We start from the raw sequence: 14,060 nt of genomic DNA, 5'->3' as shown, positions 1-14,060 counted from the left end.
GAACTTTGTAATACAAAGTAATAAAGAAACAAGGTAGCTGTCAAGGTTTATTTTGGAACCAGCGACGAAAGCCTACAAATTGGCCTCCTCCGCGAGCTCTTCCGGATTAATAGGCGGATTGGCGTGTGAGCGGATAAACGTGTAGAAGAAATACCAGCCAATCAGTACCATAAAACCGGCAACGATAATAGGCAGGTAAATGCTAATGGTATCGATATAAGCCGCAATAATGGGCGGCACGGAAAAGGCGGCCGATAATACCGACTGATTAATGCCCATGATTTTTCCTTGCTCCTGTGTCGTGGCGCTCATAGAGACCAGGGATGTTGAGTTGGGCGAGGTTAGCCCCTGAAACACGGCGAGCACCGGCACAATCAAAAAGAGTTGCCAGCTTTGCTGAGGCAGTAGAAACAGCCATAGCGCGAAGCTCAGTCCCAGCACACTCACCCGTAGAATCTGTTGGGGGGTATATATCCTGGCTACCCGGCGAACAACCGCTCCCTGCATAAAGGCAACCGACAGGCCGACAAAAGCAAAGTAATTTCCGATCTGTACCTGGTTGTAATCGAACCGTTTCACCAGAAACACCTGGAAAAATTGCGTGTAAAAGTTAAAACCCAGCGAATAGAAGAATACCCCCAGGAACAGGACCCGCAGCCGATCATTGGCGAACGCTTCTTTCAGGTTTCGGAATCCGGTTAAGGCCGTAACCGGGCGGTGAACCGGGGCCGGCAGGGTTTCATGGAAGTTGAGGTAAACCAGCAGGATGTTGATAAGCGATAAGAGCGCAGCAGCCAGAAAGGGCGTTTCGAAACTAAACCAGGAGACCATATCCGGGTTGGACAGAACTCCCCCGAGAAACGGCCCAATGATAAAACCCAACCCAAAGGCTACGCCAATAAGCCCAAAGTTTTTGGTGCGGGTCTGCTCATCGCTGCGATCGGCAATGGCCGATTGAATGATTGAAACGTTACCTCCGCCAAGGCCGTAAATAATCCGGCTCAGAAACAGAATAGCGATGTTTCGCTGGTGAATACCCAGGGCAAAAACAAGATAGCCTACTAGGGTCAGCACCAGCGAAAACAGCAACAGCGGCCGGCGGCCGTACCGGTCCGATAGAGCGCCCAGCAGCGGTCCGCCAAAAAAGCCGGCAATAGAAAAAGACGCAATCAGGAAGCCAAGCAAAATCGTTCGCTGCTCTTCCGGGTAGGCAATCGGTAAGACACCTGATTCCGGGCGAATCATGAGTGGTGTAATGATCGGAATAGCGATGCCTACACCTACCAGATCCAGAAAAACTGTAAAAAATATAGTCGTCAGCGAAAGCTGGCGCGCTGAGCCCTCACCCTTCATATTCTTTGTTACGATGACCCGCAAAGAAAGTTCAATAATGGTATTCTGCGGTTTTCCGGAACCGGGTAAACTGTGTTTTTTATGGTTAAAAATCGGCAACTTTGCACCTTATGATGAACAACCTGAAGCAACAAATAGAAAACATGCCATCCCGACGGCAGGAGCAGTTGCTGGCCTTCGACCGGCTGCTGACCATCATGGATGAACTGCGCGAACAGTGCCCCTGGGATCGTAAGCAGACCATGGACACCCTCCGCCACCTGACCATCGAAGAGACCTACGAACTCTCCGACGCCATCCTGGAAAATGACCTCAACGAAGTTAAAAAAGAGTTAGGCGATCTGATCCTGCACATGGTTTTCTACGCCCGCATTGCCTCCGAAACGAATCACTTCGATATCGCCGACGTGCTCAATGGCATCTGCGAAAAGCTGATTGCCCGTCACCCGCACATTTACGGCGATGTGGTGGCCGATACCGAGGAGAAAGTAAAGCAGAACTGGGAGCAACTCAAACTCAAGGAAGGTAACCGCTCCGTATTGGGCGGTGTGCCGCAGTCGCTGCCCGCGCTGGTGAAGGCTATGCGTATTCAGGAGAAGGCCAGGGGAGCGGGCTTTGACTGGGAAGAGAAGCAGCAGGTATGGGAAAAAGTGGAGGAGGAAATGCAGGAATTCAAGCACGAATTTAATGCAGAGCGTAACGAAGACATTGACCGGCAGAAAGCCGAAGGGGAGTTTGGCGATCTATTGTTCTCGCTGGTCAACTACGCCCGCTTCATCGACATAAATCCCGAAACGGCTCTGGAGCGGACTAATAAAAAGTTTATCAAGCGTTTTCAGTATCTGGAAGAGCAGGCAAAAGCTACTGGTAAAAACCTGAAAGATATGACCCTGGCCGAAATGGACGTGTACTGGGAGGAGGCCAAACGGATCTTATGAGAATTGCCTTCCTGACGGACCTGCATATCGGGGCTGAAGGAGAAAAACCGCTTGGGGTCGATGTACGCCAGAACTTTCGGGATGCCTTAGCCTTTTTGCCGGAAATCAAACCCGATTGCGTTGTGCTGGGTGGTGACTTGTGCTACGAGAGGGGCGACCGGGAAGCTTATCGATGGATAAAGCAGCAACTGGACCCGCTGCCCTACTCGGTTTATCCCATTGCCGGTAACCACGACGATCCCGTAATGATGGCCGATGAACTGGATCTTACCCATGCCTTGAAAGGTAATGAAATTTATTATGCCTTTCCGCTGAGTGGTTACCCCGTCGTATTCATGGATACGGCTAAAGGGTACTGTTCACCGGAGCAGATGACGTGGCTGCGGGAACATTTGCAGGCTATTGGTAAAAATATGCTGCTGTTCATGCACCATCCTCCTGTTCTGGCTGGTGTTGGCCATATGGACACGAATTACCCCTTCCGGCAGAGCGACGACATTCTTTCCATGTTCAAGGCCCTCTCCGGCCGTGTTACTATTGCCTGCGGGCATTATCATGTTGAGAAAGCCGTTCTTCAGGATAATCTCTCGGTACTCATTACGCCGTCACTGTTCTTCCAGATGAAACATGACCCTGTAGAGATGATTATCGACCACTACCGCATTGGCGTCCGTGAAATCAACCTCTCACCGGAGGGTGTAACGAGTACGGTGTATTATCTGGATGGAAATAAATAAAAGCAGAAAAGCCCGGGTCCCGGGCTTTTCTGCTTTTATTTATTTCACCGAATAATTCGGGGCTTCTTTCTGAATTGAAATATCGTGCGGGTGACTTTCGCGGGAGCCGGCGGTGGTAATCTTTACGAACTTCGCCTGCTTCAGGGCATCAATGTCCTTCGCTCCGCAGTAGCCCATACCCGCTTTCAGACCGCCGACCAACTGGTAAACAATCTCCGACACCCGGCCTTTGTAGGGCACACGACCGACGATACCTTCCGGCACCAGCTTCTTGATATCATCCTCGGCATCCTGGAAATAGCGGTCTTTTGAGCCTTCTTCCATGGCTTCGACCGAACCCATGCCCCGGTACGTTTTGAACCGGCGACCTTCGTACAATACTACTTCGCCGGGGGCTTCTTCGGTACCCGCCAGCAGCGAGCCGATCATGACCGTGCTGGCCCCACCGGCAATGGCTTTGGTAATGTCGCCCGAGAAGCGGATGCCCCCGTCGGCAATAACCGGAACACCGGTGCCTTCGAGTGCCTTAGCCGCTTCGTGTACGGCCGTCAGTTGCGGCATACCGATACCGGCAATAATACGGGTGGTACAGATACTACCCGGTCCAACACCTACTTTCACGGCATCGGCACCGGCGTCGGCCAGCGCTCTGGCTCCTTCACCCGTAGCGACGTTACCCGCAATCACATCGAGTTTGGGAAAACGCTCTTTAATACCCCGTACAGCATCCATAACGCCCTTGGAGTGACCGTGAGCGGTATCGACACTGATCACGTCGACACCTGCTTTTACCAGCGCTTCGATACGCCGGGTCAGGTCGGGCGTTACGCCAACGGCCGCACCGACACGCAGCCGGCCGAGTTCATCCTTGCAGGCGTTCGGGTGGCTTCGTTTCTTTAGGATGTCTTTGTAGGTAATCAAACCGACCAGTTGGTTCTGGTCGTTTACGATGGGCAGTTTTTCAATTTTATATTGCTGCAGAATGCTTTCGGCTTCGTCCAGCGTCAGGCCTTCCCGCGCCGTAATCAGGTTATCGCGGGTCATGATCTCCGTGACCGGCTTTGCCATTTCGCGCTGAAAGCGCAGGTCACGGTTGGTCAGAATACCAATTAATTTGTTGGACGCATCGACGACCGGAATACCCCCGATTTTGAATTCGCGCATGATCTGATGCGCGTCGGCCAGGGTTGCGCCTTCGCTGAGTGTAATCGGGTCGATGATCATGCCGCTTTCGGACCGCTTCACCTTGCGAACCTGCTCCGCCTGCGCTTCAACCGACATATTTTTGTGAATAATACCGATACCGCCTTCCTGCGCCATCGCAATGGCCAGTTCATACTCCGTTACCGTATCCATGGCAGCCGACAGCAGCGGGATGTTCAGGCGGATGTTGCGGGTAAGCTGGGTAGTGGTTTGCGTGTCGCGTGGGAGAACCTCCGAGTAGGCAGGTAAGAGAAGAACGTCGTCGTAGGTGAGTGCCTCGTAGAGAAACTTGGCGGAGTCTAAGCTCATGGCAAATAATCAGGTTGTCTTATTTGCCGGACAAAGATACGAAAACTAAACCAGGATTTACCGGATTTTTCAGATTCACAGGATTTTTCGTTCCTTCTTGCCTAAACAGGCGTCTTAAAGAAGATGGATGGTAATCTGCTTGCCGTCGGCACTGACCCTGACCCGGCAATCGGCGAAGGTGGGACCGGAAAACATTGGCTTGAAGTTGTTGCTGAAGCCGTAAGGCTCTTTAGGGATACCAAACATCTTTTTGTCCATTTTTCCATTGGCATTAACATCCTGATACACGGCTACCGCGTAGTCGCCGGGTTCGACCAGGAACGTAGCGCGAATATTTTTTTGATTAGCGGAAATAATCTGGTTGTCGGTGGGCGTGCAGTTGCCGGGAAAATCGTTGCAGGAGCGAAAAATGCCAATGTGAACACTGCCAGTGAGTTGCCGGATATTCTGCACCTCGACCGTGAATGGTATTTTTTGGGGAGCAGTTGTTTTGGCGGGCAGCAGTGCGTTCAGGAGCGCAATGAAAAAGAACATAAGACAGGCGGTTTTTCGTAAAACGAATTTATCTTAGCATTTATGATTGCACAGCCCGAGCCGAAATCCAAACGTTGGATTGTAAAACCTTTTCCGGATGCACCTGCCCAGCGGAAAGCGATTGAGGAACTGACCCGTTCCCTGGGTGTGAATCCGTTTATGGCCAGCCTGCTTGTGCAGCGGGGCGTGCATACCTTTGACGAGGCTCGAACGTTCTTCCGTCCCGAAATTACGCATTTACACGATCCTTTCCTGATGAAGGACATGGAGAAGGCCGTTGAACGGCTGCAGTTCGCCATGCTTCGTCAGGAAAAGATTCTGGTATACGGTGACTACGATGTAGACGGCACCACGTCGGTAGCGCTTTTTTACGGGTTTCTGAAAACGATTTACCCAAACGTCGATTACTACATTCCGGATCGGTACAAGGAGGGCTACGGCATTTCGAAGCAGGGTATCCGATGGGCGCACGAAAACGGCTTTACCCTGATCGTCAGTCTCGACTGTGGTATCAAATCCATCGACCGCGTCACTGAAGCCGCCGAACTGGACATCGACTTTATCATCTGCGACCATCACCGGCCGGGTGCAGCATTGCCGCCCGCCGTGGCGGTGCTGGACCCAAAGCGCGATGATTGTGCCTATCCCTACAAAGAGCTGACAGGTTGTGGCGTTGGGTTCAAGCTGCTTCACGCATTTTGTCTCTTCCGCAATCTTCCCCTGGACGACCTCTATGGGTATCTCGATCTGGTCGTGGTCAGCATTGCGTCGGATATCGTACCGATCAACGGCGAAAACCGGGTGCTGGCGTATTACGGGCTCAAGCGGCTGAACGCGTCACCGCGTCCCGGTCTGAAGGCGCTCGCCCGAATTGCTAACTTTACCAAAGATCTGGACATCAACAATGTTGTGTTTGGCCTAGGTCCCCGGATCAATGCCGCCGGTCGCATCGAGCACGCCAAAGCCGCCGTGCAACTCCTGCTCGCCCGGAACGATGTGGAGGCCGACGAATTTGCGCTTAAGATCAATGAGCATAACAAGAGCCGCCAGGGCTTCGACAAGGATATTACCGATCAGGCCCTGGCGATGATTCTGGGAGATGAGGTATTGCGGAGTGCAAAAAGTACTGTGCTGTTTAATCAGGGCTGGCATAAAGGCGTGATTGGTATTGTAGCCTCCCGCTGCATTGAGCGGTTTCACCGCCCGACGATTATTCTGACCAAATCGAACGAGGATAAAGCGGCCGGTTCGGCGCGGTCGGTGCCAGGCTTCGATGTCTACGAAGCGATTGAAGCGTGTTCCGATTTACTGGAACAGTTTGGGGGGCATACCTTTGCGGCCGGCCTTACGCTGAGCATTGATAAGATTCCGGCTTTTCAGAAAAAGTTTGAGCAGGTTGTTGCCAGCCGGATTCGCGAAGAGCAGCTGACCCCCATGGTCGAGATTGACCTCCCGCTCGATTTCGACGCCATAGACCGGAAGTTCTACAACATTGTGCGGCAAATGTCGCCTTTTGGTCCCCAAAACCTCCAACCCATGTTTATGACGGAGGATGTGTACCTGGCGGGTCTGCCGGTGCTGATGAAAGAAAAACACATCCGAATCAACGTACGGCAGGGGCGTTCAGGGCATGTATTTCAGGCGGTTGGTTTTAACCTGTCCGGCTGGCATGAGCCGCTCATCCAGTGCCTGCGCCACAACAAACCCTTTTCTATCTGTTATCAGGTCGAAGAGAACAACTACAACGGTAATTCGTCGTTACAACTCCATCTGAAGGATATAAAATGTAGTCAATAGTGTTTAGTTGATATCCATTAGGCAAAAGCACTACCTATCGACCATTGACTAAACGGCCATGATTTTAAGAACCGAGAACTTAATTAAAAAATACGGCTCAAGGCTGGTCAACAACAATGTCTCGTACCAGGTAGCACAGGGCGAAATTGTTGGACTGCTGGGACCAAACGGAGCAGGTAAGACCACATCGTTCTACATGGCCGTGGGCCTGATTAAGCCTAACAGCGGCAAGGTATACATTGACGATATTGATATAACAGCGCTGCCTATGTATAAACGGGCACGGCTGGGCCTGGGCTACCTGGCACAGGAAGCGTCGGTCTTTCGCGACTTATCGGTCGAAGAGAACATTCAGGCCGTTTTGGAGATGACCAGTCTTTCCAAAGCAGAACAACGGGAGAAGATTGAAAGCCTGCTGGAAGAATTTCACCTGGGCCACGTTCGTAAAAACAAGGGGAAAGTGCTTTCGGGCGGGGAGCGTCGGCGGACGGAGATTGCCAGAGCGCTGGCGGTTGATCCAAAATTTATCCTGCTGGATGAACCCTTTGCGGGCGTTGACCCTATTGCGGTAGAAGATATTCAGAGCATTGTGGCCAGGCTCAAGCACCGGAATATCGGCATCCTGATTACTGACCATAACGTAAACGAAACCCTGTCGATCACCGACCGGGCTTACCTGCTGTTCGAGGGCCAGATTCTCAAGCAGGGCACCGCCGAGGAACTCGCTAATGATGAGCAGGTTCGCCGGCTCTACCTCGGCCAGCATTTTGAACTCAAACGGAAAATCTAAAGAATTAAGAGTGAAGCGTTATGCCCACCTTACTCGCACAACCTACCATCATCGAAGCAGCCGGCAATAAGCCGAAGCGGATAGAAGAGTACGCCGGCCGGGTGAATAGCAACCACAGCAACGTCAGCGTGGCCCGGATGGTGTCGCCGGCCGGCTGGGAAGAGCCGGGGCAGCGACCAGAGTTTGAAGAAATCACGGTGGTCCTGAAAGGTATGGTGCGGGTGGAGTATGACGGTGGCTCACTGGAGGTACGGGCCGGACAGGCTGTGGTGGCATACCCCGGTGAGTGGATTCGCTACAGTAGCCCGGAGCCGGAAGGCGCTGAATACATTGCGGTTTGTCTGCCGGCATTTTCACCCGATACGGTGCATCGCGACTACTAGTGTTGGGTGAACTATCCCTAAAAAAAACGCCGTGGTAGAAAGGTAGCCTTTCCCCACGGCGTTTTTTCTTGTACCATTCTCTACATAATTACTTAGGATAAAAGCCTTATCTACTAATTCGGCATCAGAATTTTATCGATAGCGTGAATGACGCCATTACGGGCCTCAATATCCGCTACGATGACATTAGCGTCGTTAACCATAACACCACTGGTTAGGTCAACCATAACTGTTTGTCCCAGGAGTGTTGGTACTGGTCCGGTAGTAAGGTCAGTGCTGTATACCTTACCGGCCACTACGTGGTAGAGTAGTATGCTCTTGAGGGTTTCAATGGGTAAAGCAGTCGCTACGTTGTTGGGATACAGACCCAACTCAGCAAAAGCTTCGTCGGTAGGCGCAAATACCGTCAGTTGGTTAGAAGATACGGCACTGGCCAGCCCGGTACGAGCCAGCGCTACATTAAGGGTACTGAAGGTTGGCTTTTTGGCGCGGGCGTTAGCGTGGCTACTCCCCCCCAATACGTCGACAATACTTTTGGAGGCAGCCCTTGCTTCTGCGGGCTGCAGCTGCTCTTGGCGGTCACACGACGAAACCAGAACGGCAATGCTTAGCACGAGAGCAATTTTGAAAACAGATAAAGCTTTTACGCCGGCGAATAATTCTTTTTTCATACAAGAAGCTTTTAATGGTGAATTATAAAGTTGGTAGTGAACAAGAGAATGATGTACAGTACTACTAACCTTAACTCACTTTATTTTGTTTAACAAAAGTTAAACAAAATAAAATTGAAAAGCAGTTATGAACTAAGTAAGCTTTTTTTATTTGTTTGCTGCGCGCACAATCTCTATTGGGCAGGATAAAATAAACGTAAAATTACAGAGATCGCTGCTGACTACTAATCCTCCGATGACAGGCCGAGACGCTGCTCTAACCCAGCACCTCCCGCAGCACCGGCAGGGATTTGACTTCGCCGACGCTGTCGATGTGAAGGCGGTAGTAAGCTACCAGGGCATCCAGCAGATCGGCGCGGTCGGCGCGGGTCAGGCGAACCGGGGTGCCGAGGGGCAGACGCAGGAAGGTGTTAAGCGCTGCGGTGGTCGATTCGTTGCGCAGAAATGGGTAGGAATGTTCCTGTAACTGCCCTTCAAACTCGCGGGCGCTTTCGGGGCCGAAGCCCAGGAAAAACGATAGCTTCAGCAGAAAAGCCAGGTGGAAGTTTTCGTAGCTGCTCTGTGCTTCTTCCAGAAACAATACCGAATCTTCCAGAAATCGAAATAGTACCGGATTACCGGCTTCTTCTTTCAGGGATTTTGTCAGGATTTCGGTTATAAACAGCGCCATACTCGACTTCGCTACCTCAAACGGAATGCTCTGAAACGGATGAATGGTTTTTACCTCCGACAGCCGGTGCAGGTCACGGTCGTCTTTGTAGTAGACCACCATATCCAGCAGGGTCAGCGGCTGAAACAGGGCTATTTTGTTGGACTTATTTTTGGCCGACCGGACGCCGTTGATGATGTAGCTTTGCAGTCCAAATTCTTCGGTATAGACGCGGGCAATGATTGACGTTTCGCGGTAGCGAATATAGCTCAGGGAAATTCCTCGGGTTTTCTGTAGCATGGAGCAGGGGGCTGGGGCGGTCCGTCGTTACGGCATGGGGCCAGGGGCAGGGTGTATGCCGCATGCTCCATATCGTCACCCATTTACTAAACTACGGATTTTCCGGAGAAGTTCTGCGAGTTGAGTGGCCACCAAAGGTTACTGTTTTAGCGCAATCATCGGCTTGTCCGGCTTAATTTCTTCATTGGCCGACTGAAGAACGATGTCACCTTCGGCCAGTGGGCCAAACACTTCGACCTTATCGCCGACGCCCATACCCTGACTGACATCGACCCATTCGGTGCGGCCATCGGTTAGCCGGATAATAAAACGGCGCTCCTGTGAGGTAACCACGGCCGAAGGGGGTACCAGAAACGATGGCTGGCTCCGGGCTACCCCCATGCGGGCATCCGCAAACATCCCGGCTTTCAGTTCCCCGTTGGCGTTATCGACGGTGAATTCCCAGGTTTCGGTTCGGGTGCGGGGGGCAATCGTTTCCGACTTTCGGGAGAGGGTACCGTTGAACAGCTTACCGGGAAAGGCTTTCACCGTAAAGGCGAGCTTCCGGGCAGGAAGCTCGCTGCCCGTCAACGCTTCCGGAACGGCTATCCGCAGCCGCAGCGTACGGTTATTTTCCATCTCCAGCAGGGGCTGATTGCTGCCCACCAGTGCACCGGGGTCGGCCGTACGCCGGGTCACTACGCCCGCAAACGGAGCCCTTAAGGTCAGGTAGGCCTGCTGGTCGCGCAGGGAGCGCAGCATCTGCCGCGCTGATACCCAGCCGGTACTGTCGGCCCGCATCTGATTCCGGGCGACTTCCACCTCCCGGGCGGATACGGCTCCGGCACCCTGCCGCGCAGCCGCTAACCGCCGGTGCAGATCCTGGCTGTTCTGAAAGCGGGCCAGCGCGGTTTGCACGTTGGCATTGGCTTCGGCCACTTTAGACGCCAACTCCGGGGCATCGAGTACGGCCAGCAACTGACCGTGCGAAACACGAGAGCCGATGTCTACCGGAATGCGCCGAACAAACCCCGGCACTTTGGCGTAAATCTGGACCCGCTCAAGCGGGTGTAATTCGGCCGGCAGGCTGATGTCCTTGCGCACCGACTCGGCACGAAGGACGATTACCTTAGCCGAGTCGGGCCCCTGGGTGGTTGGCGTCGTTGCCGTCTCAGAGCGCCTGTTGCAGCCGGACATCGTCTGGAGAAGGCCGTAACAGGAAAGAAGTATAAGGCAAAATTTTATCGGTTGCATACGCGGTTTATACAGGTTGGGAAGAGGCATCAAAATAACGGCTGTTCGGGTCGGTGGGGTCCAGCGATGCGTTGACCGCCGGCCGCCGGCCAATAACGGCCTGGTATACCAGCGGCAATATCCAGAGCGTGCTGAGCGTCGAGAAGAGCAACCCACCAATCACGGCGATGGCCAGCGGAGCGGTTTGCTCACCCCCTTCGCCCAGTCCGCTGGCCATCGGAATCATCCCAGCGACCATGGCCAGGCTGGTCATCAGGATAGGCCGCAGGCGAGCGGTAGCACCCTGTATGGCCGGAATCTGATCCCTATCCGTACGGCGGTAAGTTTCGGCATTAGTGACGAGCAGAATGGCGTTGGCCACTGCAACCCCCAGGGCCATGATACAGCCCATAAACGACTGAATATTCAGGGTCTGGCCGGTTAGCCAGAGCAGGAGCAGCGAACCCGCAATCACCGCCGGTACCGTCGAAAGCACCACCAGTGCCAGCCGCAGGGACTGGAAGTTAGCCGCCATCAGGAGAAAAATTACGCCCACGGCAATCATCAGGCCCGACTGCAATTCGCCCAGGGTTTGCTCCAGCAACTCAGCCTGACCCCGCAGATTTATCTTGAGACCTTTAGGCAGTTCGCCCAGGTTACCGATGGCCCGGCGGATGTCGCTTACTGCCCGGCCCAGGTCTTCCTGCTCCACATTGGCCGTCAGCGTAACAAAACGCTGCTGGTTCAGCCGGTCGTACTCGCCGACGCTGGTGATCCGTTTCCAGTCGGCTACTTCTCTGAAGGCGACACTCTGGACGCCGGAACGCACGGGAATCTGTTCAATGTCTTCGGGCTGCTGCAACTGGTAGGGTGGTACCTCCACCTGAACCTGGTAGGCGTTACCGGCCGCTTTGTCAATCCAGTAATTCGGCTGCACAAACCGGCTGGAGGAGGTGGCTGTGACCAGCGACTGCCCGATTTCGCCGGTTGTCAGGCCCAACTGTCCCGCCTTAACGCGGTCAATGGTCAACTGAAGGCTCGGGTAATCCAAAGGGGTTGCAATCTGAGCGTCGCGCAGGTACGGAATACCGGCTAGCTGTTGCTGAAGCCGTGCCGCTACCTGACGGCCTTCGGCCAGGTTCTTGCCAACTACGGCAATCTCCACCGGATTGGTGGAACCCAGGTTCATAATCTGGTCGACCAGGTCGCCCGGCTCGAAGGAGAGCTGAAGCCCCGGTATGGTCTTCGCTACTTCTTCCCGCAGTTTTTCGGCAAAAACATCCGTATCGACCGCAGCCTTATCGGTCAGGTTAACCTTCAGGACAGCCTCGTGCGGTCCGCTCGTCCACAGGTAAATGGTGTTGATGGGGTAGCTGGACGGTTGCGTACCGATAAACGCCGAGGTGATGGCTACCCCACCCGGACCGGCAATGCGGTGAACGGCTTCCAGCACCTGGTGCGTAGCATCTTCGGTGCGCTCGATGCGGGTGCCGGTCGCCAGCCGCAGCCGCAACTGATACTGACCCGTGTTGGATTTTGGGAAAATATCGGTACCAAGTCCGGTATAAAGGACAACGGCTAAGCCTATCGTAACGAACAGATAAACCGGCACCAGCCAGCGTCGCCGGGGGAGCTGCGTTTCCAGACTCCGGCGAAAGCGGGTTTGCCACCGCTCAAACCGCTCCGTGCCGGTATGCGACACGGTATCTTTCAGCAGGTAGTTGGCCGCCACCGGCACAAAGGTCTGCGAAAGAAAAAACGAGGCAATCATAGAAAAGCCAACCGCCAGCGATAGCGGCAGGAACAGCGCACGCGGGGTTCCCGACATAAACAGGGCCGGCACAAAGACGGTCAGGATACTTAGCAGAATCAGCAGCTTGGGCCAGGCAATTTCCCGGCTTGCGTCCCATATGGCCCGGCTCTTGGGTTGCCCCATTTCCTGATGCCGGTGAATATTCTCGATGGTTACCGTGGCCTCATCAACCAGAATACCCACGGCCAGGGCCAGTCCGCCCAGCGTCATCAGGTTCAGCGTCTGACCGGTCAGGTAAAGCCCGATTACCCCGGCCAGCAAGGCCAGCGGAATGGTTATGACCACAATGAGGGCGCTGCGCCCGTCGCCCAGAAACAGCAGCACCATCAGGCCCGTCAGAATGGCACCGAGGCCACCTTCGGTCAGCAGGTTTTTCAGGGCGTTGATTACGTAACCCGACTGGTCGAACTCATATGATACGCCAATGTCTTCCGGAATAGCCGCCTGCATGTCGGGCAGGGCTTTCTTGACGGCCTGCACCACTTGCCAGGTAGAGGCATCGGCGCGTTTGGATACGTTCAGGTACACCGAGCGTTTGCCGTTAATGAGGGCGTAGCCGGTGGTCATATCAGACCCCATTTCAATCTGCGCCAGGTCCCGGACGTACACGGCCGGTCCCGAACCAGGCTGTACCGGAATACTCTCCAGCTCACGAATGTTGTCGATCATCGTGTTCTGGGGCGTAATCAACTGCTGGTTACCTACCCGCAGCGCCCCGGCCGGGCTGATGGTATTGCCTTTGGCAATAGCGGCAATCAGCTCATCGGGAGAAATGTTGTAACTGCGGAGCCGTTCGGGGTCGGCGCGCACCAGCACCGTTTTCTGGTTACCCCCAAACGGCGGGGGAGCCGATACGCCCGGTAAGGTGGAAAACATGGGTCGGACCTTAAACAGCGCGAGGTCCTGAATTTCGCCCAGCGCCCGCGATGAACTGGTAAATACCAATTGCCCGACCGGGACACTGCCGGCATCGAACCGGGTGATAAACGGCGGTACCGTTCCCGGCGGCATAAACGCCCTCGACCGGTTTACATACCCAACCACTTCCGCCATGGCCTGGCTCATATTGGTGCCCTCGTGAAACTGCAATTTCAGCAGCGACACGCCTTGTACCGATTTGCTCTCCACGTATTTGATACCGGTAACGTAGAGGAAGTGGTACTCGTAATAAGACGTAATCAGGGCCTCTACCTGCTGCGGAGACAAGCCGCCGTAGGGCTGCGCTACGTAAATAGTGGGTAAACTCAGGTTAGGAAAGATATCAATGGGCATCTTCCGGATGGTGCCGATGGCCCCTGCGATGAGGCCAACCAGCACCACCAGCACGGTGATGGGGTTACGGAGAGCTTGCTGGATCAGGCGAATCATGCG

The 14,060-nt window shown here is 54.0% G+C and carries 12 protein-coding genes; 5 read left to right on the top strand and 7 right to left on the bottom strand.

Translation table 11 applies throughout. From position 1 onward, the window contains the following. Nucleotides 1-72 precede the first annotated feature (72 nt). Entirely contained in the window at nucleotides 73-1,353 is a 1,281-nt protein-coding gene (locus tag ABD949_RS01675; RefSeq protein WP_345239960.1) for an MFS transporter, read from the bottom strand. Nucleotides 1,354-1,463: 110 nt separating this feature from the next. Between ABD949_RS01675 and mazG the strand changes: the two genes are divergently transcribed. Next, on the top strand, nucleotides 1,464-2,291 hold the full coding sequence (gene mazG / locus ABD949_RS01670; RefSeq protein ID WP_345239958.1) for a nucleoside triphosphate pyrophosphohydrolase: 828 nt from the start codon (nucleotides 1,464-1,466) through the stop codon (nucleotides 2,289-2,291). Continuing rightward, nucleotides 2,288-3,028: a metallophosphoesterase family protein gene (locus ABD949_RS01665; protein ID WP_345239957.1), complete on the top strand. Its 741-nt coding sequence runs from the start codon at nucleotides 2,288-2,290 to the stop codon at nucleotides 3,026-3,028. The genes mazG and ABD949_RS01665 overlap by 4 nt, the downstream gene beginning before the upstream one ends. 39 nt (nucleotides 3,029-3,067) lie before the next feature. Here ABD949_RS01665 and guaB read toward each other — a convergent pair whose 3' ends face one another. Both guaB and ABD949_RS01655 read right to left on the bottom strand, forming a co-directional pair. After that, nucleotides 3,068-4,540, bottom strand: a complete 1,473-nt coding sequence (guaB, locus tag ABD949_RS01660; RefSeq protein WP_345239955.1) for an IMP dehydrogenase — start codon at nucleotides 4,538-4,540, stop codon at nucleotides 3,068-3,070. A gap of 114 nt (nucleotides 4,541-4,654) precedes the next feature. Next, complete coding sequence (locus ABD949_RS01655) at nucleotides 4,655-5,074, bottom strand: DUF2141 domain-containing protein (RefSeq protein WP_345239953.1); 420 nt, start codon at nucleotides 5,072-5,074, stop codon at nucleotides 4,655-4,657. Nucleotides 5,075-5,116: 42 nt separating this feature from the next. Between ABD949_RS01655 and recJ the strand changes: the two genes are divergently transcribed. The 3 genes from recJ to ABD949_RS01640 are packed head-to-tail and all read left to right on the top strand — an operon-like array spanning nucleotide 5,117 to nucleotide 8,044. Continuing rightward, complete coding sequence (gene recJ / locus ABD949_RS01650) at nucleotides 5,117-6,871, top strand: single-stranded-DNA-specific exonuclease RecJ (RefSeq protein ID WP_345239952.1); 1,755 nt, start codon at nucleotides 5,117-5,119, stop codon at nucleotides 6,869-6,871. A gap of 58 nt (nucleotides 6,872-6,929) precedes the next feature. Next, nucleotides 6,930-7,661 carry an LPS export ABC transporter ATP-binding protein gene (gene lptB / locus ABD949_RS01645; protein ID WP_345239951.1) on the top strand — a complete coding sequence of 244 codons (732 nt, stop codon included), beginning with the start codon at nucleotides 6,930-6,932 and terminating at the stop codon, nucleotides 7,659-7,661. A gap of 20 nt (nucleotides 7,662-7,681) precedes the next feature. Next, nucleotides 7,682-8,044, top strand: coding sequence for a cupin domain-containing protein (locus ABD949_RS01640; protein ID WP_345239949.1), 363 nt, complete (start codon nucleotides 7,682-7,684; stop codon nucleotides 8,042-8,044). Nucleotides 8,045-8,157: 113 nt separating this feature from the next. Here the strand turns inward: ABD949_RS01640 and ABD949_RS01635 are convergent, their stop codons facing one another. The 4 genes from ABD949_RS01635 to ABD949_RS01620 form a co-directional block, all read right to left on the bottom strand. After that, nucleotides 8,158-8,715: a fasciclin domain-containing protein gene (locus ABD949_RS01635; protein ID WP_345239947.1), complete on the bottom strand. Its 558-nt coding sequence runs from the start codon at nucleotides 8,713-8,715 to the stop codon at nucleotides 8,158-8,160. A gap of 256 nt (nucleotides 8,716-8,971) precedes the next feature. Next, a complete protein-coding gene (gene recO / locus ABD949_RS01630; RefSeq protein WP_345239944.1) occupies nucleotides 8,972-9,664 on the bottom strand; it encodes a DNA repair protein RecO in 693 nt (230 codons plus the stop codon). A gap of 138 nt (nucleotides 9,665-9,802) precedes the next feature. Next, a complete protein-coding gene (locus ABD949_RS01625; RefSeq protein ID WP_345239942.1) occupies nucleotides 9,803-10,897 on the bottom strand; it encodes an efflux RND transporter periplasmic adaptor subunit in 1,095 nt (364 codons plus the stop codon). 7 nt (nucleotides 10,898-10,904) lie between these two features. Continuing rightward, nucleotides 10,905-14,057 carry an efflux RND transporter permease subunit gene (locus ABD949_RS01620; protein WP_345239939.1) on the bottom strand — a complete coding sequence of 1,051 codons (3,153 nt, stop codon included), beginning with the start codon at nucleotides 14,055-14,057 and terminating at the stop codon, nucleotides 10,905-10,907. Between the last annotated feature and the right edge of the window lie 3 nt (nucleotides 14,058-14,060).

This window comes from Nibrella saemangeumensis, assembly GCF_039541915.1.
Classification (GTDB): domain Bacteria; phylum Bacteroidota; class Bacteroidia; order Cytophagales; family Spirosomataceae; genus Nibrella; species Nibrella saemangeumensis.
This window is presented reverse-complemented; position numbering and strand designations above follow the sequence as displayed.